Below are 22,483 nucleotides of genomic sequence, written 5' to 3'. Positions count from 1 at the left end.
TTCATTGGCCTGCACCGCCCAGCGACTGGTAATGGCGTTGGCTGAAATCACGTGCGAAGGCCAGCAGGTCGGCCATGTCGCGCACGACGTGGATATCCCAGCCCTGCTCGCGGGCGCGCAGCAAGTCCGCGGTCCAGCCTTTGGCGCCGGCCAGGCTTGCTGGCAAGGGACTGTAGAGATTGAGCGCCATGGTGCCGCCAGCCCGGCCCGCACGCAGCGCCTGCGCGGCGACATCCCAGCCGCTGTTGCCGCGCTCGTCCTGCTCGAACATGGTGGTGATGCCGTCATCGGAAATATGCAGGATATGCACGGCACGCGCAGCCGCCGGCCGCTGTGCGTAGGTGCTGCGCAGGCGGTGGATGGGAAAAGCCGTTGCGCCACCGAAGTAACCCACCAGCACCTTGAGGATGTCGTCCTCGCTGCGCACGAAGCCATCGGTGTGCAGGCACTGCTGCTTGCCGCTCCACAAGGTGGCCTGCACGCGCGCACCTGCACGCAATGCCGACAACGCGATCACCGCACCGGCCAAAGTCAACCATGAGGTGACCTGCTGCGGATCGGGCATGGAGCCTGAGCTGTCCACGTACAGGTCCAGATCAATCGGTTCGTTGGCAGGTTCGTTGCCCGGCGCCGACCCCATCACCCGCTGCACCGTGGTCACCCCCGGCACCACGGTGGGCGACTGCATCAAGGTCTGCAGCCAATCCACCGCATCCAGCGGATCGCCCGGTTCCCAGGGCTCCAGACCTTCCAGTTCAAGCTCCTGCGCCTGCGGCTGCGGGCTCACCGGGAAGCGGATCAGGTGCGGCAAGGCACGCTCGCGGTAGTAGCGCACCGCGAATTGCTGCGGGTCCATGTCCAGTCCGGCCGCACGCAGGATTTCGCCGTACTCGAACGGCTCACGGGTCTGGCCGTGACCGGACGTGCTGGTCGGCAATGCGTCCTCCGCCACCACGTCTGCTGCACCAGCCTCTTCCTCCCCAGTGATGCGCGGATCGAGCGCCGGATGCAGCACCGGCGCAAGTTCGTCTTCTTCCAGCCGATCCAGTCCCACCGGTTGACTGCCGCGCCCGGCATGGCGGGTATCCATCAGCGCGTCAACGCGCGCGTCACTGATCGTCTCCAGCAAGTGCGGCAGCAGCAAGGCGCTGAAACGGCTGGCACCTTCCATCCATTCGCCGGCATAGGTGCGGATTACCCGTGCGCCCAGCCAGGCATCGCCGCGCAGGCCAGCATCTTCCAGCGTAGGCCCGCCCAAGCTGCCGGCCGGCTGCTGCCACAGCTGTTCGTAGATGCCCATGTACAGCTGCCACAGCGGTGAACTGCCACTGGCACCGGTGGCAAGGCGCTGGTAGATCTCGGCCATGCGCAGGCCGCATTGGCGTTGCAGGCGGTCGTTGATCAGCAGGTCGGTATAGAGGTTGGCGACCATCGGCGCGTGCGCTTCCAATGTCGGCAATGCGCGATGGATACGCGCCAGCAGCCGCGCGTGATCGGTGGCCGTGGCCGGTGCGAGCACGTGATGGCCGATCTCGTGGGCGAGGATTTCGCGGGCGTGATCCTGCAGCCCCAATCGCTGCACCTGCGGCAGATCGATCACCACCCGCTGGTCGGCCAGGCGGATCATCGCGAAGCTGCCGGTCAGGCCCTCCTTCGCTGCCTCGACGCTGCTGTCGCACAGGCGCGGATCCTGCAAGCGGGTGAAACGGCTCCAGTCGGCCAGCGCCAGTGGCCAGGCGGCGCGCCAGTTGGCCAGCAGGCTTTCCTGCTCGGTGCTGCTCATGCCGCGCCCGGCAGCAGGCGCACATGGTGCGACCACGGCGAATACAGTGCGATACCGGCCGGCCCAGCCACTGCCACAAGGCCATCAGCGGGCGCGGCGTAAGCGATGGCAGTCGCGCCAATGCGCGCGCCCTGGCTGCCGATTGAAAGCTGCGTGGCCGGCGTGACCCGCGCCGCAGCAAACTCTGCTGCACTGGCTGGCAACACCACGCCACCGAAGGCATCGGCAATCAGCAGGTAATGGCGGTCGCCGCTACGTGCGATGAAACCTTCCGCGCTGGCGCGCAGCTCCGGCGGCGCAGCGAATGGGCCGCCCAGCCCGGTGAAGCCGCCAACCGTCTGCCCCTGCACGCTTGCAGCTGCACCTTGCGGGTGCCACCAACGCTCGCTGCCGAGCTGGCTCCGCAGCGACGGCCACTGCGCTACGTCGACGCCAATCGCGTCTGCAGCCAACGCAGCAGGCATGCCATCGGCCTGTGCCAATGCCGCCACACGCAAATGCGCCATGCCCGCCTGCCATGCACACAGCGCGCCGACGCTGCGCAAGGTCGCCGTGCTGTCGCAACGCGGTGCCAATGCCACCATGCGCTGCACCCATGCATCGACGCGTACGCCCGGCACCTCGTGCATACGCACGACCGCGTTGCTGAGTGCGCCCAGTGTCTCCAGTGGTGCAGCTGCGATCAGTGCTGCGGCAGGCACTGCCAGCTGCTGCCACGCGGCATCTACCCAAGGCAGCCGAGCTGCCGGTCCCGCGAGTCCCTGTGCAACCAGCTCCAGACCCAGCTCGAAGGCCACTTCGATGGCCGCCGGCATCGCCGCTTCGTCCACAGCAGCAACCGCAAGGCACAAGGGGTCCAGCGTCTGCGCGACGAAGACCGAGAACGCCGCGGTATCCAGGGTGGGCCAACGTTGCCTTGCTTCGGCAACCTGTTGGTTGAGCAGGCTGCGGCGCGATGCCAGCAAGCCGGTCAGGACGGGCGACAGCATCTCAGCGCGCCTGCTGCCAATGCAGGTAATTGGTATAGCGCTGGTGCAGGTACTTGAGCTTGAGCAGATCGTCGTACAGATGGCCGTAGAGCTTGCGGCCCTTCACCCGTTCCTCCACCAGCCGTTCGATGCGGGTCAGCCGCGCGCGCGTCTCGCGCTCGCTGACGCCGTCCAGCCCGCGCGCGAACTGCGCGGACAGCTCGCCGACCGGATCGTTGCGATCCAGGTCCAGGCGGTCATATTCGGCATTGGAGCTGTCCAGCAGCCAGCGCAGCCAGCTGAGCCGGTCGCTGCGGTAAGCGGCGTTTTCCGGCAGCGCGAAGAACGGCGCATCCAGATCGGGTTGCAGCTTGTCGTTGAGCACGAACGGCAATACCTGGCGCACATCGTCCAGCGCGACCGCGGCATTACCGCGGAACCACGCCAGTGCCTTGGCGAACATCAGCAAGGTCATCAGGTTACGTACCGACAAACCATTGCGGGTCTGGCAGCCCAGGTCCTTCATGCGATCACGGCCGGAATCGGCGGCGATGGCCTGGGCCCAGTCAACACCAGCCAGGCGCACTGTGTCCTTGGTCAGGTATTCGAACTGTGCACCCGCGGTCTCCATCAACTCGAACTGGCTGCTGAAGAACTCAATGCGCCTGCGCACATCCTGCGGTACCTCCACCGCACGGATCTGCTGCAGCACCTGATCGCCTTCGTCCTCGCTGAAGATGATCTCGCGCGGTACCACTTCTTCCGGGCGGATGTTCTGCTCGATGCGCAGCAGCATCTCTTCGAGGAAGCGCGGATTGAAGGCCAGTGCCTGCACCACCACGTCGATACGGTCGCGCAGCGCCTCGATCACCTGGTAGGTGCCACCACCACGGTCGTCATTGGCGGTGAGGTACCACGCCGACTCCGGGCATTCGTAAACCTGGTTGAGCACTTCGGCGTAGTTGTCCCCCATCACCGTCAGCAGCGCGCTCTGGGTGCGGGTGGGGATGCGGTTGTACTCGTCGATGATCTTGACCCGCATGCCCAACCAGCTGCGCCAGGCGATGCGGATCTGCGACATGTCCTGCGCGGCGACCAGATCGGCCGGCAGCGGATTGCCGAGCAGGTCGGCGATGGTCATCTGCGGGTGCCCGTGTTGCATTGCACGGCGCACCTCGCGCACCGGGTAACCGGCAAGCACGCCCATCAGGATGGCGCTGGCGGTCTTGCCACGACCGGGACCGCCAACGAACAGGCATTTGCGGCGGGTGGCGAAGGTCAGCAGCGGCAGCAGCACGTAGCTGGAATAGCTCTGCGCCGATGGCAAGGTCAGCTGGCGGCGGGTATCACCAACATTGAAGCTGGCCGACGGGCCGGCGTGGTACTCGATGTCGTAATGCGGGCTGATGATGGCGTTGTTGACGATCCAGAAGTAGGCCTGGCGCAGCTTCTCGTCCAGCGCCAGCGGCGCAGCATCAGCGGCATCGGCCAGCTGCACCGGTCCTTCATACAGTTCGGCCACATCGAAGGTCCGCGCCACCGGCTCGGACTTCGGGTTGGTTGGCGCCTGCGACAGGCGCTGGAACAGGTTGAATGGCGACACCGGGCGTCCCTTCATCACGGAACCCGGATTCTAACGTGGGGGCCGTTATGCCGACCGCCACTCAGTTGGCAGGCTTCGCCGCCTGCTCGAACTGGAACACTTGCACACGCTCTCCAGCGGAGACGGTAGCCGTGAGCTGCCGGCCATTGCGCCGATAGGCGATTCGTTGCGGGAAATCATGCTTTGGGTTCTCGAACACCACCGAGTCCCTACCCTGCTCCACCAGCGCGAACCTGACCGGTGCGGGATTCCCGGCAACATCGGCGACGTAGTAGAGCTGTCCGCCGTCATTGACGATGCGCAGGCGCTCCTGGAAGCGCAGCTCGCCCTGCCGATAGCTACGGCCCTCACCTTCCAGTGCTTCCACCTGCCGACGCCAGTGCTCGTCACCGCTTGTACCGGCCGCCATGCCGGTGCGTTGCCAGCTGCCCAGCAGCCAATCCAACGAGGACAGCTCGGCCGCAGTTGCGGTCACGGCACTGGCTGCACCGACCAGCAGGATCAAGCAGAGCAAGGACCTGCGCATCAGCCGCGCGGCGGGATCAGCGCATCATCCAGTGCGCTTGCCCTCTGCCATGCCGGTCGGGCACGCAGGCGCTCGCCATATGCGGCAAACGCATCACGCGCTGGCATGCTCTTGAACATCTGCCCCCACAGGATCTGGCTACCGACGTAGACGTCCGCAGCGCTGAAGCACTCGCCCAGCAGCCACGGCGATGCCGATGCGGCCACCTGCTCCAGGGTATCAATGGTCTGATCGAAGCTGCCGTAGCCGACCGTGCCGGCCTTCTCCAGCGGTGCTAGCAGGCCCAGCGCCTTGGCGCTGACAGCGGCTTCCACCGGTCCGGCGGCGAAGAACAGCCAGCGCAGGTAACTGCCGCGCAGCGGATCATCCAAGGCCGGCGCCAGCCCTGCGGCGGGGAAGGCATCGGCCAGATAAGCGCAGATCGCGGCGGCCTCGGTCACCACCACGCCACGGTGCACGATGGTCGGCACCTTGCCCATCGGGTTGATGGCGAGGAATTCCGCGCCTTTCATGCTCTGCCCGTATTCCAGCACCTCGGTGCGATACGGCTGGCCCACCTCCTCCAGCATCCAGCGCACGATGCGCCCGCGCGACATCGGGTTGGTATAGAAGGCGATTTCTTCTGCCGTGCTGCCCATGCGCCTGCCTCCGGAGGATGAGGCGGCAGTCTAGCAACTGCGTACCGGGACAGGGACAGGGGAATGTTCGGGACTCAGCGATGTTCGTGTGGACGCGGCGGTGGTGCTGGTGGCTGCACGCCCTTGCCCTTCAGGCAGGCGTCCATGGCTTGCCGGTCGAACCTGGGCCGATCTGATCCGCCTTGCTCCCCAGCGGCAGCCGCAGCACCGGCGCCTTGTTCGGCCAGGCAGCCATCAAAGGCTTTGGTGAATGCCGGATCACGCGGCGGCGGCGCACCGGGGCCACTACGGTGCGCCTCGGGTGCCGGGCCATCCGGGCAGCGCCCACGTGCAGCGCAGCCGGCAATTGACAACAGCAGCAACGAAGCCGAAAAGAGGCTGATCTTCAGCAGTGATCCATGCATGGAATGCTCCGGGTTCAATGAGGAAAGGGACGCCGCATTGCGGCGTGCAGGTCGTCGGACACTGGGATCAGGCGCGCACGGATGTGTGTGCGTCGTGCGGCATCGAAGCAACGCTGGAATTTGCGGCGATCACGCAACGCCTCGCCCGCGCCCTGCTTCCAAGGCTCATCGCTGCGGACCAGAGCGCTCAGGTCTGCAGGTCCCGCAGTCGTGCAATCGACGACATCGCAACCGAGGAACGCAAATATCCGCGCCAACTCCTGCTGCGGTTGCGCGATGAGCTGTTCGTAGCGCACCCACAGATGACGGCGATCATGCAGCCACGTCTCGCTTTCAGCGACGGCACGATTCCAGCGATCAATCGCGCGATCGATATCCGCGTAGACATGCCAGGGCGGATAGCGCGCGGCGGCCGCATGTAACGATGCGACTACTTCCTCGCCATCTCGCAGTAGATGGATCACGCGCGCATCCGGCAGGTGCCTGCTGATGGAGCGCAGATAGAACAGATGGTCCGGGGTTTTCTCCAACCAGAGTTGCCCGCCGGAATCATCACAGTGCGCCGCCATTGCATCTGCAAATGCCTGCAGCTGTGTGCCGACCGAGGCGAACGTCGATGGCGGTGCAACTGCCAGCTCGGGAACGCCAGCCCAGGCACGCCGTACCTGCCCAGCGGGAACCCACCCCAAACAGGCCTGCAGCGAATGCCGCATGCCATGCAGCTGTTTCCAGCGCCACGTCCTTGCTGATTCGCGATGACGGTCGCCGTAGCGCAGCAGGCGCTGCAGGAAATGTGTTTCCGGCAACGAGACGATATCCGGGTGCGCACTCAGCAAACGTTGCAGCAAGGTGGTTCCCGAGCGCGGGCAAGCCACCAGGAATACCTGACTGATGCCTGCGTTCATTCTTTCGCCTGCAGCAGCGCAGGTATCGATCGCCGTCGCAATGGCAGCCCTTCCGCCACCACGCGCTGGAAGCGGCTGATGAAGGCTTCCTGGTTGTCCATGAAGTGCGCCCGCGCCTGCCGCGACAAGGTATCCAGGGCGCTATCAGGGAGCCGCAACGCACCTGTCACCGCGAGCTCGATACCCGCCGGATCGACGTAGTAACGCCACACGAGATCGCGCTTGACCGCTTCCGAGGGCAGGATCAACAGCCCGCGCTGCGCGGTGACCAGCTCATTCATTGGTTCGCCATCGGTGGTCAGCGTCACCGCGCCCACGCTCAAGGCTTCCATCAGGTAGTGACCGTAACCTTCGGTTTCGGAGGGACAGATATGGAACAGGCATTGGTTCTGCAATCTGCGCAGTTCCGCCTCATCGAGTACCGCGATGCGATGGTCGATATTGTCCGTCGTCACCTTCGGGCCGGCAGTGCGCGGGTTCTGCACCACGATCAGCAGTGGCCATTGCGGGTGCCTGCGCCATGTATCCAGCAACACCTGCGTGCCTTTGGCACTGCTGCGCCCGGCCAGATGAAAGAACACCCGCTGACGCTGCACACCGGGCAGCAAGCGGTCCTCGCTGGTGAACCCGATATAGCGGGTGGTGCACCCCAATCCGGCGAAGATGCGCTCGGCGTGGCGGGTCTTGCAAAGCACCGCATCGAACCGGGCCAGGCTGGGGTGCCAGCGCGGCAGGAACCACTCCGGATTGGGCAGCAGGAAATTGCGTTCGGCCAACGGCAGGCAGCGCGGATAGACGCGCTCGGAAAATATCTGCAGCGGCACTCGCCCCCGCAACAGGCGGCGCCCCCACAGGCTGGCCACCTGCGCGCGGGTACGCCCGGTACTGCCAAATCCCACCCGTTCGGTGGCAAATCGCGGCGCCAACACACGCTGCATCAGATCCAGGTCTCGACTCAGGCCAACGCCATTCTCGCGACTGATCAAACGAACGCACGGAGCTGTCATGGTGGAGGGCGCCAGAATGGGATGGCGCACTCTAGTCAGCGGCTTTCGCCCTCCGATGCTGAACCGGGCGACAGTCCGCCCGGCACTGACAAACAATGACAAATTGGCGCGCTATGATGCGCCGCGCGACCCCGGATGCGGAGTCCCCCAGCACGGTCGCAGCGAAAGGAAGCCCATGCCCACCCATCTCCTGGTGGTCGACGACGATCCCGATCTACGCAACCTGATAGCCGACTTCCTCGGCCAGCATGGATACAGCGTGGCCACCGCCGAAAGCGCTGCACAGATGCGCCTGGCCATCAACAGCCAACGACCGGACCTGGTGGTACTGGACGTGATGATGCCAGGCGAAGATGGCCTCAGCGCGATGCGTCAGTTGATCGGTGAACGCAACGCGCCGCCGGTGATCATGCTCAGCGCACTTGGCAGCGACACCGACCGCATCATCGGCCTGGAAGTGGGCGCCGACGACTATCTCTCAAAACCCTGCAATCCACGCGAGCTGCTGGCGCGCATCCGTGCCCGCCTGCGTCGCACGCAGGCCGATACCGAGCAGACCCAGAGCCCGCACCCGGTCTACGAATTCGGCGGCTGGCGGCTGGATGCGCTGCGCCGCGACCTGCGCGATCCCGATGGCGTCTACGTCACCTTGTCGGACAGCGAATTCACCTTGCTGCGCGCCTTCGTCGAGCATCCGCAATGGGTGCTGAGCCGCGACCAGCTGCTGGACAACGCCCGCAACCGCGGCAGTGATGTCTACGACCGCGCCATCGACAGCCAGATCAGCCGCCTGCGCCGCAAATTGAATGAGCGCGGCCATCCCGAACTGATCCGCACCGTGCGCAACGAGGGCTATCTGCTGCTGCCACCGGTAAGACGCCTGTGAAGCGCCCGCTGTCGATTTTCACCCGCACCTTCCTGCTGTTGCTGCTCGCCTTGCTGGTGGCGCTGGCGCTGGGCATCGCCCTGCTGCTGACCCGGCCTCCGGTGCGCCCGGCAGGTGTGCCGTTGTCGGAAGTGGTGGCGCTGCTGTCCAGCGAGCTGCCTTCGGCCAACGGCCGCCTGACCGTCGCCGACAGCGCGCGCCAGCCCACCTGCCCGGAAGGCCACCAAGCCGACCCGTTCATGCGCGCACGCCTGGCCGGTTGGCTGGGGGTACCGCTGGATCAGGTCCAGTATTGCGGTGGCATGCGTCGTTTGGGGCCGGATATGGGCATGCACATGCCGCCGCCGCGCCATTTCGGGCCGCCCACGGATGGCAGCAACGGACCACAGCCCGAGCAACGCTTGGATCGTCCGCCACCGATGATGCAGAACGTGCCGCCCACCGACATGGGCAGGCGCGCCAGTGCGCCCTTGTTCGGTGACTTCATGGTCGCCCTGCACAGGCCGGGCGGCCACTGGCGCAGCGTCACCCACCGCATGCCCGGACCGCTACCGAGCGTGGCCAACCATGTGCTGTTGCTGTTCCTGCTCGGCGCATTGGCGATGCTGCCATTGGCGTGGTGGTTTTCGCGCGCCTTGTCCGCGCCGATCCGCAGTTTCGCCCAAGCCGCTGATCGGCTCGGCAGCCACCCTGGCACCGCACCGCTGGATCGCAGCGGCCCAGCCGAACTTGCCCGCGCGGCGGACTCGTTCAACACCATGCAGGCACGTATCAACCGCCTGATCGATGAGCGTACCCGTACCATCGGCGCGATCGCCCACGATCTGCGCACACCGCTGGCGCGGCTATCGTTCCGCCTGCAGGCATTACCAGCGGAATCCCGCGACAAGGCCAGCGCCGACATCGACGAGATGAGCCGGATGATCAGCGCCGCGCTCGATTTCCTGCACGGCCAGTCGCAGCCGGGACCGCGCGACCGCCTGGATTTCGCCAGCCTGGTGGAAAGCACGGTCGACGATCTCGCCGATACCGGCTTGGAGGTGAGCCTTGCCGCCGCCGAACCGGCAGTGTTGCTTGGCGACCCACTGGCATTGCGGCGCGCGGTATCCAACCTGATCGACAACGCGCTCAAGTACGGCGGCAGCGCGCGCCTGCAGATGTACCGCAACGGCGGCAATGTCGAACTTGCCGTGGACGACGATGGTCCCGGCATCGATGCCGCACGCGAGAATGAGCTGTTCCTGCCGTTCGCACGCGGCGACGAGTCACGCAACCGCAATACCGGCGGCATCGGCCTGGGCCTGTCGGTCGCGCATGCAGTGGTGTTGGATCATGGCGGCACCTTGCGTCTGCATAACCGCACTGAAGGCGGCTTGCGGGCATTGATGACGCTGCCATGCCTGCCGACTGATCAGGCAGACCTTGTCTGAGAAGGCTTGTCATTCCCGCGTAAGCGGGAATGACGGCAAGAGATCAAGGCAAAACCACCGCCAAGGAAAAAACGAAAACCAAACGGGGCGGCGAAACCCTCGCCCCGAACAGCTTCGTCAATCAGTACGCAAACTCGCCAAACAACGGATCCACGCTGCCATTCCAGCGACCATGGAACAGGTCCAGCTTGCGCTCGGCTGCGGTCTTGCCCGAATCGACGATCTCCTGCAGCACATCCAGGAAGCGCGTTTCATCCTGGCCATCGGCATTGAGCGCGGCACGACGGCGCAGGCCATCGCGCGAAATCGCCAAGGCCTCACGGGCCAGGTCACGCACCGTGCCGTTGCGGAACGGCAGGTTCATCGCCAGCCTGGGCACGCCATCGCGCAGCACATTGCGTTCGGCCAGGCTGAAGTCCTTGACCAGGTCCCAGGCTGCGTTCAACGCGGTCTCGTCATACAGCAGGCCAACCCAGAATGCAGGCAGCGCGCAGATGCGACTCCACGGGCCGCTGTCAGCACCGCGCATTTCCAGATACTTCTTCAGCCGTACTTCCGGGAATGCGGTCGTGGTGTGGTCCGACCAGTCACGCAGGGTCGGCAACGCACCCGGCAACACCGGCAGCTTGCCCTGCAGGAAATCACGGAAGCTCTGCCCGCTGGCATCGTGGTAGATGCCGTCGCGGTAAGAGAAATACATCGGTACATCCAGCAGATAATCGACGTAGCGTTCGTAGCCGAAGCCATCCTCGAACACGAAGTCGAGCATGCCGGTGCGGTCCGGATCGGTATCGGTCCAGATGTACGAGCGGTAGCTCAGGTAGCCGTTGGGCTTGCCTTCGGTGAACGGCGAATCGGCGAACAGCGCGGTGGCGATCGGCTGCAAAGCCAAGGACACGCGGAACTTCTTCACCATGTCCGCTTCGCTGGCGTAATCCAGGTTGACCTGGGTGGTGCAGGTGCGGGTCATCATGTCCAGGCCGAGCGAGCCGACCTTGGGCATGTAGCTTTTCATGATCTGGTAGCGGCCCTTGGGCATCCACGGCATGTCCGCCCGCGCCCACTTGGGCTGGAAGCCCATGCCGAGGAAACCCAGCTGCAGCTCACTGGCCACCTGCGCCACTTCGTTGAGATGGCTGCCGGTCTCCACGCAGGTTTCATGCAGGGTTTCCAATGCAGCGCCGGACAGCTCCAGCTGCCCGGCCGGCTCCAGGCTCACCGAGGCACCATCACGCAGCAGCGCGATGGTATTGCCGTTCTCCTGCACCGGCTCCCAGCCGAAACGGGTCAGCCCGTCGAGCACCGCATTGATGCCGCGCTCGCCTTCAAACGTGGGCGGGCGCAGGTCATCAAGGCGAAATCCGAACTTCTCGTGCTCGGTGCCGATCCGCCATTGCGACTTGGGTTTTTCACCCGACGCGATGCTCTGGACCAACTGGTCGCGGTGGGTGATGGGTGTGTCAGCGACGTGGCTCGGGCTCGACAAGGGCAGGCTCGCAGAATTCTGGTCAGGGCGGGAAGGTGGGGGCCAGCCCCCGCCATCGCAAGGGCGCACTATATCGTGGCGTACATTGCCATCGTGTCACGGCAGCGGTTTTCAGCGTCCTATAAAAGCAGACTTGACCGCCGCTGGCGCTGCGGCTGCGAGTCATTCCGCGGCTGACTGGGCACTCGTCCTACACTGTAGCCATGAGTCGCACCCATCATCGTGAAACCCACCGTTCGGACCGCGTCGGCTGGTTGCGTGCCGCCGTGCTGGGCGCGAACGACGGCATCGTCTCGGTTGCCGGACTGGTGGTCGGCGTGGCTGCCAGCGGCGCCAGCCCCTCGGCGATCCTGGCCACCGGCGTTGCCGGCACCGTCGCCGGTGCCATGTCGATGGCGGCCGGCGAATATGTCTCGGTGATGTCCCAGGCCGATGCCGAACATGCCGATCTGGCCATGGAGCGACGCGAGCTGCACGAAGACCCGCATAGCGAGCTGCAGGAGCTGGCCGGCATCTACCGCCGTCGCGGCCTCAGCCCCGAGCTGGCCCAGCAGGTTGCCGAGCAGCTCACCGCCCACGACGCCCTCGCCGCCCATGCGCGCGACGAGCTGGGCATCACAGAGCAACTGCGGGCCCGGCCGCTGCAGGCGGCGGCAGCGTCAGCCAGTGCTTTCATCGTCGGCGCGGCGCTGCCAGTGCTGACCGCGCTGTTGGCTCCGCACGCGCTGGTAGCGCAGGTGACCGTAGCCGCAACCCTTATCGGACTGTGCATCACCGGTGCACTGGCCGCACGCGCCGGCGGCGCCCCCGTGCTGCGCGGCGCGTTGCGGGTAGTGTTCTGGGGCGCATTGGCAATGGCTGCCGCCGCAGCCATCGGCCACCTGTTCCAGATCACGGTGTAAGCGATGAATACCCAAGCCGATTCCACACTCCGCTTGCTGGCCCAGTTGTCCTCATTGGTCGATTGCGAGCGTGCCGAGGGCTATGCCTGCATCACTGCACGCCGCGAGCACGGCGCAATCTCGGTAGACATTCCGCAGCCACAGTTCGCCATCCTGCTGCAGGGCCGCAAACAAGCATGCACTGCGCAGCAGTCACTTGAGTTCGGCCCCGGTGACCTGTTCCTGATCACCCGTCGCAGCCGCATCGACGTGGTCAATATTCCGGATCCGCACAGTGGGCTGTATCTGAGCGCCATCGTGCCCTTATGCCCGGAAGTACTGACCGCAGCACGCAGCTTGTGGAGCGATGCCCTGCCCGATGCAGGCAATGCGCTGGCACGTCTGTCGCTGGCCGAACACGGTGCGGCCTTGCTGCAATGGCGGCAGGCCTTGCAGCAGGGCCAGTACACCGAGGCACGACTGGCCTTGGCCGCACTGGTGGTGGCGTTCTGCCGTCGTGGCCATGGCAGCCTGCTCGCCGCGCCCGAGCCCGGTCTTGGCGACCGCATCCGCGAGCTGGTTGCCGCGCAGCCAGAACGCGATTGGCAGTCCCGTGATTTCGAATCGCACCTGGGCATCAGTGGTGCCACGTTGCGGCGGCGCTTGGCCGGCGAACAACTCAGCGTGCGCGAGCTGGTTGCCGATGCGCGGCTGGCGCATGCCATGCAGCTGCTCTACACCACCCGCCTGCCGCTGAAGACCGTGGCAGCGCGCGCCGGCTATCGCTCACTGGGCAGCTTCAACAAGCGCTTTGCCGCGCGCTACGGCCTGGAGCCTGCGGCAATCGGCAACAGTTGATCACGATCTGAGCGTTTCGCGCAGCATTGTGAGCGAAACGCAGCGGCACTCCGGCGCAGCATGAAGGTCCCGCGGCACTGCCGTACTTGCAGGAACCCCCATGCGTATCCGCCCCCACTACCGTCTTGCTGCCTTGTTGATCCTCGCCGTCAGTTGCGCTGTGCAGGCGCGCAGCGCGCATGCCCCACAGCAGCAGGTTGCCGGTGTCTATCACCAGCAGATCGGTGAACTGCAGGTTACTGCCTTGTTTGACGGCGCAGTGGCATTGGGCCGGCAGGAGCTGGTGGGCATTGATCCCGGCGCGGTGACCCGCCTGTTTGAGCATGGTTATGTGCCGGAAGATGACAAAGGCCTGCAGACCGCGGTCAACGCCTATCTGGTACAACGCGGCGACCATCTGAGCTTGGTCGACACCGGCACCGCGCAATGCTTTGGCGCAGGTATCGGCCTGGGCCAGGTGCTGAACAACCTGCGTGCCGCCGGCTACGATCCGGCCGAAGTGGATGACGTGCTACTGACCCACGCCCACCCGGATCATATGTGCGGCCTGCTGGATGCGCAGGGCAACGCGGCCTTCCCGAAAGCTACGGTGTGGCTGTCAAAAGCCGACGCAGCCTACTGGCTGAACCCGGCCAGCGAGGCCACCGCGCCGCAACCGCTGCGGTTTGCCTTTGGCTTGGCGCGCACTGCGGTAGCGCCTTATGTGGCCGCCGGCACGTTGCGCGAGTTCGCTCCCGGTGAGGGCCTGCCAGCAGGCATCACTGCACTGGACAGTCACGGCCATACCCCCGGTCATGCCTCCTATCTGCTTGAGGGTGGCAACGGCCAGCAGCTGCTGGTGTGGGGCGACATCGTGCACTTCCATGCGGTGCAGTTCGCCCGTCCCGACGCCGCATTTGAAGCTGACAGCGACCGTAGCGCTGCCATTGCCAGCCGCCGCAGGCTGATGGCGGAAGCATCCGACAAGGGTTGGTGGGTGGCCGGTGCACACCTGCCGTTCCCGGGCCTGGGCCATGTGCGCCGCGAGGGTGACGCTTTTGCGTGGGTGCCGGGGGAGTTCTCGCCGTTGAAGTGACGCCGTTACCGTTGCTGTTGCGGTTGCGGTTGCGGTTGCGGTTGCGGTTGCGGTTGCGGTTGCTGTCCCCTCTCCCGTTTACGGGAGAGGGGTAGGGGTGAGGGCAGCTTTGGCTTTGGCTCTGCCAACAACCAAAAACCACAAAACAAAAACGCCGCCCTGACAAGGCGGCGTTTGTTGTGCAGTGGATGCTGACAGAGCATCAGCTTCGCGGCTTACACCGCTCCCACAATCCAGACATTCTCAGCTTCGCGGCTTACGCCGCTCCTACAAGGCTTACGCCGCTCCCACATCCCCTGCACCGTCTGCTGCCGGCGGGTTCAAGCCCAGCCAGCCGCCGATGATGCCGCGCGCTTCGTCCACGCCCTGGCGCGATTCGCCGGAGAAGGTCTGCACGCTGACAGTGTCACCAAAGATCGAATGCAGCTCCTTGCGCACCTTCTGCAGGGTCTGCATCTGCTGGCCACGGCCAAGCTTGTCGGCCTTGGTCAGCAGCGCGTGCGCCGGCAGGCCGCGCTGTACCGCATACCCCAGCATCTGCCGGTCGTAGTCCTTCAGCGGATGACGGATATCCATCACCACCACCAGGCCCTTGAGCGCATTGCGGGTGCGGAAGTACTGATCGATGAAGGCCTGCCAGTGGGCCTGCAGGTCCAGCGGCACCTTGGCGTAGCCGTAACCGGGCAGATCGACCAGGTGCGCCTCGGGGGTTACCTCGAAGAACACCAACTGCTGGGTGCGGCCGGGGGTCTTGGAGACGCGGGCCAGGGAGTTTTGGCGGGTCAGCGCGTTGAGCGCGCTGGACTTGCCGGCGTTGGAGCGACCGGCAAAGGCCACTTCGGCCCCCAGATCCGGCGGCAATTGCCGGGAATTGTGGGCGGAAAGATGGTAACGGGCGCGTTCGATGAGCAATGACATATGCATAGGATCGCATGTTGCGACGCCGCGCGTCGGCTCGGTCGCTGTCCCGGGACCCCCGGCCCGGCCGATTTTGCTGCACTGCTGCGTTGACCGTGCCGCAAAACGCCGTTGATAATCCGGGCGATGCCGGCGGAAAGCCCCGCCCGGCCCGGTCCACACGGAGCTTCAGCATGCGCCATGCTCGTGTTCTTGCCGTTGCAGCACTGGTAGTCCCCGTAATCGCCGCCGTCGCCTTTGCCCAGAGCTCGGTCATCGCCGTGCCGGACAATGCGCCTGTACAAACCGCTTCGCTGGAGATCGACTTCAGCAAGACCAAACCCGGTGATGCCAAGGCCGGCGAGGCCAAAGCGTCTACCTGTGCAGCCTGCCACGGCGCCGACGGCAACTCCGCCGTGGAGATCTACCCGCGCCTGGCCGGGCAGAGCGAGCGCTACATCGCCAAGGAAACGGCCCTGATCGCCAGTGGCCAGCGCAACGAAGGTGCAGTCGCCGCGATGCTGCCGTTCGTACAGGGGCTTACCCCGCAGGACATGCGTGATATCGGCGCCTTCTTCGCCACCCAGAAGTCCGGTGCCGGCGTGGCCGATGACGCCGTGGTCAGCGACGGCCCGTACCAGGGGATGAAGTTCTTCGAAGTCGGCCAGAAGCTCTACCGCGGTGGCGATGCCAGCCGCAACATCCCGGCCTGCATCGCCTGCCATGGTCCGACCGGTGCGGGCAACCCGGGCCCGGCCTATCCGCATATCGGCGGCCAACATGCCGGCTACATCGCGCAACGACTGCAGCGCTACCAGTCTGGCCAGACCGGCGAGGCCGATGCCGCACAGTTCAAGATCATGGCCCAGATCAGCCACGCGCTGACCGGGCAGGAGATCCAGGCGCTGGCCAGTTACGTCCAAGGCCTGCATGATCGAGCCAACGATGCCGCGGTAGCCACCGCCGCCGCGCAACCCTGATACCCGCCGGTCGCCCCGGCGACCCGGCAACTGCCTCACGCAGACACGCCGGCCGCAAGGTCGGCGTCTGTTTTTTCCAACGGAGACTCCCCACGATGAAGTTGTTCCCCCGACTGTTGCTGATGCTGCTGGCAATAGCTCCGCTCTCGGCCTGTGCCGCCGCCCCTGCCGCGCTGGTCGAAGGCGATGACTATGAATTGATCGCCGAACCGGGTCCGTTTGCGCCGCTGGCGGGCAAGATCGAGGTGGCCGAGGTGTTTGGTTACACCTGCCCGCACTGCGCCCACTTCGAGCCGCAGTTGGAGGCATGGGTGGCCAAGCAGCCGGCCGACGTGCGCTTCACTCCGGTCCCGGCGGCATTTGGCGGCTTCTGGGATTCCTACGCGCGGGCCTTCTATGCCGCCGAACAGGTCGGCGTACGCCAGCGCAGCCATGCCGACGTGTTCAAGGCGCTGCATGTGCAGGGCAGCCTGCCGGCGCAGAACGTGACGCCCGACGAACTGGCTACCTTTTATGCCCAATACGGCGTGCAGCCGCAGCGCTTTGTCGAAGCCCTGCGCAGCCAGCAGGTGGATGACAAGGTCAAGTACGCCCGCGCCTTCGCCATGCGGGTCAAGGTCACCGGCACGCCGATGCTGATCGTCAACGGCAAATACCTGGTCAAGGGCAAGACCTTTGATGACACGCTGCGCATCGCCGGTGCCCTGGTGGCCCGCGAACGCACTGGCGCCAGCCGCCGCTGAAACCTCCGCTGAAGCCCGGCTGAGCCGGGTCACCTGTTCAGCCGAATACGCACATAATGCGTCCCTGCGCGCACCGGTTGCAGTCTCACTGCCCGGTGCCCCAAACATACCCTGCTGGAGATCCCTCCCGATGAAGATCCGCTTCGCCCTGGCCCTGACTGCCCTGTTGCCGCTGATGGTTGCCTGCAAAGCCCAGGACGGCACCGCTGATACCACCGCTCCGGCAGCAGCTCCGGCCACAACCGAGGCCGCTCCGGCTGCTACCCCGGCCCCGGCCGCCGATGCAGCCGCAGCTGCCCCGGCTCCCGCCGCAAGCGATGCCCCGGTGGCGCCGCCGGTGCTCGCGCAGGCCCGTCTGGTCGGCCCGGAGCCGGTTGCCGGCACCGACTATGTCGCCATCGAAGGTGGCCAGCCGTTCCAGCCGGCCACCGGCAAGGTCGAAGTGGCCGAGATCTTCGGCTACGTCTGCCCGGCCTGCGCCCGCTTCCAGCCACTGATCTCCCCGTGGAAGGCTGGCCTGCCCTCGGACGTGAGCTTCGTCTACGTGCCGGCGGCCTTCGGTGGCACCTGGGACAACTACGCCCGCGCCTTCTACGCCGCTGAAACCCTGGGCGTGCAGGAAAAGACCCACGACGCGCTGTACACCGCCATTCACATCGAGCAGACCCTGAAGGGTGAGCGCGGCACCGATTCGGTCCAGGACATCGCCAACTTCTATGGCAAGTACGGCGTCGACCCCAAGACCTTCGCTGACACCATGGGCAGCTTCGGCGTCGCCGCCAAGGTCAACCGTGGCAAGCAGTTCGCCCAGCGCAGCAAGATCGGCGGCACCCCGTCGCTGATCATCAATGGCAAATACCTGGTCAAGGGCAAGAGCTTTGAAGACATGCTCCGTATTGCCGACCACCTGATCGCGCGCGAACGCGCTGCCAACGCCAAGTGAGGTATCAAGGGCCTCGGTAACGAGGCCCTTGAGTTCGACCCGTCGTGAAATCCCCCACCCAGACATTGCGATTGCTGACCGCCAACATCCAGGCCGGCTCCAGCACCCGCCGCTACAGCGACTATGTGACCCGCAGCTGGTCACATGCGCTGCCTGCCGGACAGAAACGCTCCAGCCTGGACGCGATTGCCAAACTGGCCAGCGGCCGTGACATCGTCGGCCTGCAGGAAGCCGATCCGGGCAGCCTGCGCTCGGGCTTCACCAACCAGACCCATTACCTGGCCGAGCGGGCGGGCTTCAACTACTGGGCGCACCAGCCCAACCGCCGCATGGGCGGCGTGGCTTCCAGCGCCAATGGCCTGCTGAGCCGGCTCGAGCCGGTGGAAGTACAGGACCACGCCCTGCCCGGCCGCATCGGTGGCCGTGGCCTGTTGGTTGCCCGCTATGGCGATGGCGACGAAGGCCTGACCGTGGCGGTGGCGCATCTATCGCTGGGCACCGGCTCGCGCCTCTCGCAGCTGGACTTCATTTCCGATGTGCTGGCCGACCATCCCAACGCGGTGTTGATGGGCGACTTCAACTGCAAGGCCGATCGCCCTGAAATGCGCGTGCTGTACCACAAGACCCGGCTGCAACCGCCGAGCTGCCTGGTGCCGACCTTCCCCAGCTGGGGCCCGGACCGTGCCATCGACCACATCCTGATTTCCGACAGCCTGAAGATGCTCGACACCCGCGCCGTTCCCGCCGCGCACTCGGATCATCTGGCCGTGGAAATGGAAGTCGAAGTCCCCGCCAACAGCCTGCGCTGAACGCAGGCTCAGCCGGCCACCGCGGCCGGCGGTGGCCGCCGCCGCGCGGTCAAGGTACTGCCCGCCGAGGCCAGCACCGTGCAGCCGATCGCCAGCCACTGCAGGCCGGTCAGGTGTTCGTGCAACAACAGCAGCGCCCACAGCGCCGCCACTGCCGGTTCCATGCTGATCAGGATGCCGAAGGTTTCCTTGGGCAGGCGCTTGAGGGCCATCATTTCCAGCGACATCGGGATGGCGCTGGACACCACCGCCACCACGAAGCCAGCCAACAGGATCTTCGGTTCCAGCAGCGCCATGCCGGCATGTGCCACGCCGACCGGCACCACCACCAGCGACGCCGCCAACAGGCCCAGTGAAACACTGTGGCCAGCATGCAGATGGCCGGTGCGCTTGCCGTAGATGATGTACAGCGCCCAGCAGAACGCGGCACCCAGTGCATACAGGACCCCAACCGGATCGAGCGCCTGGCCACCGTCCAGCGGCAGCAACAGCACCAGCCCGACCAGCGCACAGCCCACCCAGACGAAATCAATCGGTCGCCGCGAGGAGAACATCGCCACCGCCAGCGGGCCGGTGAACTCGATGGCCACTGCAATCCCGAATGGAATCGTGCGCAGCGCCATGTAGAACAACAGGTTCATCAGCCCAAGCGTCAGGCCATAGCGCAGGATCGCCGCACCATCGGCGCGACTGGTATGCCAGCGCCACGGCCGCCACAACAGCAACAGGAACAGCGCCGAGAAGCCCACGCGCAACGCGCTGGTGCCTTGCGCACCAATGATGGGGAACAGGTTTTTGGCGTAGGAAGTGCCGATCGACAACGAGGTCACCGAGCCAAGCACCGCCAGCACCGGCAACAGCGATGCGAATCGGGAGTTTTGCATCCCGCTAGTGTATTCGGCCGCTCGCGCAAACGCTTGGGTGGAATGGTCCGGTGGTGCCAGATCCGATGACGTCGCCGGGCCTGCATGGCAATGCGGCCACAATCGCCGCGGGACAGGCATCAACCATCACACCGGCTGGTTGATGCCTGCCACGCGCGGCACGCTACTGGATGAAGGCAATACGCTGCATATGCGTGTTGTTGGCCGCCGCCAATACCTTGGCCATCACCTGGTACTGCGCATCCGGCGAGGCATCGATGCGCAGCTCGGGCTGGTTGCCCTCATGCAGATCGGCCTGTGCCTGCAGCCGGGCCTGCAGGTCGCCAATCGCCAGCGCTTCGCCATTCCAGTAGAGCTGATCGGCAGCATCCACTCGCAGTTCGATTGGCGGCGGAGGCTCGATCCTTTGCACCATCCTGTTGCTGTGTTGTGGCAGATCCACCGGGATCGGCACGGAAACCATCGGCGCGGTCACGATGAAGATGATCAACAGCACCAACATCACGTCGACCAGCGGGGTCACGTTGATATCGGCCAATGGACGCCCGCTATTGCCTGCTGCACTGAAAGCCATTCCAGTTCCCCCAGGGCGAGGCCGGCTGCCTCGCTACCGAAGCTACGCCTGCTGCCAACGGTTTCCAGCGCTGCGGCGGTTTTCGTTCAGCTTCCGTTTGCGCGGCAACGACGCGCTTGTTCATGTGCGGGTCGGGCTGCTGCTCTGCCGTTGACGCTACGGCCGTTATCCTTCCGCCATGAATAAAATCTTCCTGCTGCCTCTGGCCACCCTCGCCGCGCTGCTCAGCGCCTGCGTCCAGGCCCAGAACCTGGACGCGCAACGCACCGCGATGCGCACCGCCATCGACAATGCCGAGCGCGGGCAGTTCGATGCCAACGCGACCGCGTCGCTGCGCAACCACCCGCTGTACGGCTGGCTGGAGTTCAGCGCCCTGCGTCGCAACATCGACACGCTGCCGACTACGCAGGCACAGGACTTCCTCAAGCGTTACCAGGGCCAGGCCGTAGCCGAGAGCTTCCGTTCTGCATGGTTGCCAGCCCTCGCCCGCCGCCAGGACTGGCCGACCTTGCTGGCCAACTGGAAAACCAGCAGCGATCCCGGCCTGCGTTGTGCCGAACTCAACGCGCGCCAGGCCACCGGCAAAGCCGATGCGCAATGGACCAGCGACGCCCAGTCCGTCTGGCGCAGCGCTGGCAAGTCACTGCCCGACGGCTGCGACCCGGTGTTTGCGGTGCTCGCCAGCCGCGGCGGCCTGACCCCGGCGCTGCGTTGGGAGCGCATCGACGCTGCCGCCGATGCACAGCAACCGGCGGTGATGCGTGCCGCCGCACGTGGTCTGCCCGCCGCCGAGCTTGCCCAGGCCAACGACTACGCCGCCTTCGTTGACAAGCCGGACGCTCGCGCCCTGAACTGGCCAAAGAACGAACGCAGCCGCCGCATTGCCGTCGACGGCCTGCAGAAGCTGGCCAAGGCCGACCCCGGTGCCGCCGAGCTGCAGCTGCCGCAGTACGCCCAGGCACTTGGCTTGAGCGCAGAGCAGCAAGGCAAGGTGCTGTACGAGATCGCGTTGTGGACGGTGGCTTCCTATCTGCCGGATTCGGCGCGTCGTCTTGCCGCCGTGCCAGAGTCGGCCTATGACGAACGCCTGCACGAATGGCGCACACGCGAAGCAATGGCGCGCGGCGATTGGCCGGCTGCACTGACGGCCATCCGCAAGATGCCGGCCAGCCAGCGCAACGATTCACGCTGGCGCTGGTTCGAAGGCCGCTTGCTGGAGAAGACCGGCAAGCCCGCCGACGCCACCGCGCTGTACCGCGCCGCCGCCAGCGAACCAACCTTCCACGGTTTCCTGGCCGCCGACAAACTCAAGCAGCCCTACAACCTGTGCCCGTGGAATCCTGGCGACAGCGCGGTAGCAAAGAACACGGTCGCACGTGACCCGGCACTGGTGCGCGCAATCGAGCTGTTCAAGATCGAACGCCCAAGCTGGGCCGCACGCGAATGGGCCGAAGCCCTCTCGCGTTTCGACGACAGCCAGCGCCGTCTCGCCGTGGAAGTGGCCAGCAACAACGGCTGGTTCGATCGCGCGGTGTTCGCATTGAAAGGCCCGCAGGAGTTGCGCCTGTACACCCTGCGCTTCCCGCTGCACCACGACGACACGATACGCCGCGAAGCCGCCCGCAATGCGCTGGACCCGGCCTGGATTGCTGCGGAAATCCGCGCCGAAAGCATCTTCAATCCGAATGCGCGTTCCCCGGCCAACGCCATGGGCCTGATGCAGGTATTGCCCGCCACCGGCGCCAGCGTTGCCAAGAGCATCGGCCTGAGCGGTTACGGCGGAGCAGCGAGCCTGTACGACTCCGACACCAATATCGCCATCGGCACTGCCTACCTCCGGCAGTTGATGGACAAGTACAACGGCCTGCCCTACGTGACCATCGCCGCCTACAACGCCGGCCCCACCCCGACCGCACGCTGGCAGAGCCAACGTCCGAACTACGACCCGGATTTCTGGATCGAGACCATCAGCTACAAGGAAACCCGCGAGTACGTCGCCCGTGTACTGGCTTTCAGCGTGATCTACGACTGGCGCCTCAACAGCGATGCCCTGACCCTGAGCGACCGCATGGTCGGCAAGACCCAGGGCACGCGTAAAGCCTTCAGCTGCCAGCAAACGCAATAACGCCTCTGTAGAGCCGAGCCATGCTCGGCTGAGGCGTTACCGGTAAAACCCCTGCCGAGCATGGCTCGGCACTACCGT

At 65.5% G+C, this 22,483-nt stretch carries 22 protein-coding genes; 10 read left to right on the top strand and 12 right to left on the bottom strand.

All coding sequences use genetic code 11. The features are described 5' to 3' along the window. Window position 1: 1 nt before the first annotated feature. The 8 genes from ACVOLS_RS09575 to ACVOLS_RS09540 form a co-directional block, all read right to left on the bottom strand. Complete coding sequence (locus ACVOLS_RS09575) at window positions 2–1,783, bottom strand: hypothetical protein (protein WP_481545456.1); 1,782 nt, start codon at window positions 1,781–1,783, stop codon at window positions 2–4. Further along, the gene (locus tag ACVOLS_RS09570; protein ID WP_481545455.1) at window positions 1,780–2,772 is read right to left on the bottom strand and encodes a hypothetical protein; all 993 of its coding nucleotides are present in this window, start codon (window positions 2,770–2,772) and stop codon (window positions 1,780–1,782) included. The genes ACVOLS_RS09575 and ACVOLS_RS09570 overlap by 4 nt, the downstream gene beginning before the upstream one ends. A 1-nt stretch (window position 2,773) precedes the next feature. Continuing rightward, window positions 2,774–4,369 carry an AAA family ATPase gene (locus ACVOLS_RS09565; protein ID WP_481545454.1) on the bottom strand — a complete coding sequence of 532 codons (1,596 nt, stop codon included), beginning with the start codon at window positions 4,367–4,369 and terminating at the stop codon, window positions 2,774–2,776. A 46-nt stretch (window positions 4,370–4,415) separates the two neighbouring features. Then, on the bottom strand, window positions 4,416–4,880 hold the full coding sequence (locus ACVOLS_RS09560; RefSeq protein WP_481545453.1) for a DUF6265 family protein: 465 nt from the start codon (window positions 4,878–4,880) through the stop codon (window positions 4,416–4,418). Further along, on the bottom strand, window positions 4,880–5,518 hold the full coding sequence (locus tag ACVOLS_RS09555; protein ID WP_481545452.1) for a glutathione S-transferase family protein: 639 nt from the start codon (window positions 5,516–5,518) through the stop codon (window positions 4,880–4,882). The genes ACVOLS_RS09560 and ACVOLS_RS09555 overlap by 1 nt, the downstream gene beginning before the upstream one ends. A 74-nt stretch (window positions 5,519–5,592) precedes the next feature. Then, a complete protein-coding gene (locus tag ACVOLS_RS09550) occupies window positions 5,593–5,922 on the bottom strand; it encodes a hypothetical protein (RefSeq protein WP_481545451.1) in 330 nt (109 codons plus the stop codon). Between the two features lie 14 nt (window positions 5,923–5,936). Further along, the gene (locus tag ACVOLS_RS09545) at window positions 5,937–6,827 is read right to left on the bottom strand and encodes a sulfotransferase family protein (RefSeq protein ID WP_481545450.1); all 891 of its coding nucleotides are present in this window, start codon (window positions 6,825–6,827) and stop codon (window positions 5,937–5,939) included. After that, window positions 6,824–7,834 (bottom strand): glycosyltransferase, encoded by a 1,011-nt coding sequence (locus ACVOLS_RS09540; protein ID WP_481545449.1) that lies wholly within the window; start codon window positions 7,832–7,834, stop codon window positions 6,824–6,826. Before ACVOLS_RS09540 ends, ACVOLS_RS09545 begins: the two co-directional genes overlap by 4 nt. Before the next feature lie 175 nt (window positions 7,835–8,009). On the opposite strand from ACVOLS_RS09540, the gene ACVOLS_RS09535 reads away from it, so the two are divergent. Then, window positions 8,010–8,720: a response regulator gene (locus ACVOLS_RS09535; protein WP_481545448.1), complete on the top strand. Its 711-nt coding sequence runs from the start codon at window positions 8,010–8,012 to the stop codon at window positions 8,718–8,720. Next, a complete protein-coding gene (locus ACVOLS_RS09530) occupies window positions 8,717–10,150 on the top strand; it encodes an ATP-binding protein (protein ID WP_481545447.1) in 1,434 nt (477 codons plus the stop codon). Before ACVOLS_RS09535 ends, ACVOLS_RS09530 begins: the two co-directional genes overlap by 4 nt. A gap of 121 nt (window positions 10,151–10,271) precedes the next feature. On the opposite strand, the gene ACVOLS_RS09525 is transcribed toward ACVOLS_RS09530, so the two are convergent. Beyond that, complete coding sequence (locus ACVOLS_RS09525; protein ID WP_481545446.1) at window positions 10,272–11,636, bottom strand: glutamate--cysteine ligase; 1,365 nt, start codon at window positions 11,634–11,636, stop codon at window positions 10,272–10,274. Window positions 11,637–11,839: 203 nt separating this feature from the next. Between ACVOLS_RS09525 and ACVOLS_RS09520 the strand changes: the two genes are divergently transcribed. The 3 genes from ACVOLS_RS09520 (at window position 11,840) to ACVOLS_RS09510 (ending at window position 14,450) form a co-directional block, all read left to right on the top strand. Beyond that, window positions 11,840–12,538, top strand: a complete 699-nt coding sequence (locus tag ACVOLS_RS09520) for a VIT1/CCC1 transporter family protein (protein WP_481545445.1) — start codon at window positions 11,840–11,842, stop codon at window positions 12,536–12,538. A gap of 3 nt (window positions 12,539–12,541) precedes the next feature. Continuing rightward, entirely contained in the window at window positions 12,542–13,375 is an 834-nt protein-coding gene (locus ACVOLS_RS09515) for a helix-turn-helix transcriptional regulator (RefSeq protein ID WP_481545444.1), read from the top strand. 100 nt (window positions 13,376–13,475) lie between these two features. Further along, window positions 13,476–14,450, top strand: a complete 975-nt coding sequence (locus ACVOLS_RS09510) for an MBL fold metallo-hydrolase (protein ID WP_481545443.1) — start codon at window positions 13,476–13,478, stop codon at window positions 14,448–14,450. Window positions 14,451–14,726: 276 nt separating this feature from the next. On the opposite strand, the gene yihA is transcribed toward ACVOLS_RS09510, so the two are convergent. Beyond that, window positions 14,727–15,368 carry a ribosome biogenesis GTP-binding protein YihA/YsxC gene (gene yihA, locus ACVOLS_RS09505; RefSeq protein ID WP_481545442.1) on the bottom strand — a complete coding sequence of 214 codons (642 nt, stop codon included), beginning with the start codon at window positions 15,366–15,368 and terminating at the stop codon, window positions 14,727–14,729. Between the two features lie 173 nt (window positions 15,369–15,541). Here yihA and ACVOLS_RS09500 point away from each other — a divergent pair, with 173 nt between their 5' ends. From ACVOLS_RS09500 to ACVOLS_RS09485, 4 genes are all read left to right on the top strand, one after another. After that, window positions 15,542–16,327 (top strand): c-type cytochrome, encoded by a 786-nt coding sequence (locus ACVOLS_RS09500; RefSeq protein ID WP_481545441.1) that lies wholly within the window; start codon window positions 15,542–15,544, stop codon window positions 16,325–16,327. A 95-nt stretch (window positions 16,328–16,422) separates the two neighbouring features. After that, a complete protein-coding gene (locus ACVOLS_RS09495) occupies window positions 16,423–17,070 on the top strand; it encodes a thiol:disulfide interchange protein DsbA/DsbL (protein WP_481545440.1) in 648 nt (215 codons plus the stop codon). A gap of 130 nt (window positions 17,071–17,200) precedes the next feature. After that, window positions 17,201–18,013, top strand: a complete 813-nt coding sequence (locus ACVOLS_RS09490) for a thiol:disulfide interchange protein DsbA/DsbL (RefSeq protein WP_481545439.1) — start codon at window positions 17,201–17,203, stop codon at window positions 18,011–18,013. A 71-nt stretch (window positions 18,014–18,084) separates the two neighbouring features. Then, the gene (locus ACVOLS_RS09485; RefSeq protein WP_481545469.1) at window positions 18,085–18,822 is read left to right on the top strand and encodes an endonuclease/exonuclease/phosphatase family protein; all 738 of its coding nucleotides are present in this window, start codon (window positions 18,085–18,087) and stop codon (window positions 18,820–18,822) included. Window positions 18,823–18,830: 8 nt separating this feature from the next. On the opposite strand, the gene ACVOLS_RS09480 is transcribed toward ACVOLS_RS09485, so the two are convergent. Together ACVOLS_RS09480 and ACVOLS_RS09475 are read right to left on the bottom strand one after the other, a co-directional pair. Beyond that, window positions 18,831–19,706 (bottom strand): EamA family transporter, encoded by an 876-nt coding sequence (locus ACVOLS_RS09480; protein ID WP_481545438.1) that lies wholly within the window; start codon window positions 19,704–19,706, stop codon window positions 18,831–18,833. Between the two features lie 163 nt (window positions 19,707–19,869). Next, window positions 19,870–20,280, bottom strand: a complete 411-nt coding sequence (locus ACVOLS_RS09475; protein WP_481545437.1) for an ExbD/TolR family protein — start codon at window positions 20,278–20,280, stop codon at window positions 19,870–19,872. A 178-nt stretch (window positions 20,281–20,458) separates the two neighbouring features. Here ACVOLS_RS09475 and ACVOLS_RS09470 point away from each other — a divergent pair, with 178 nt between their 5' ends. Next, window positions 20,459–22,405 (top strand): transglycosylase SLT domain-containing protein, encoded by a 1,947-nt coding sequence (locus ACVOLS_RS09470; protein ID WP_481545436.1) that lies wholly within the window; start codon window positions 20,459–20,461, stop codon window positions 22,403–22,405. Window positions 22,406–22,483: the final 78 nt, after the last annotated feature.

It is taken from the genome of Stenotrophomonas sp. STEN038, from assembly GCF_056759895.1.
Note: the sequence above shows the minus strand (reverse complement) of the source record. Positions and strands in the feature narration are given on the sequence as shown.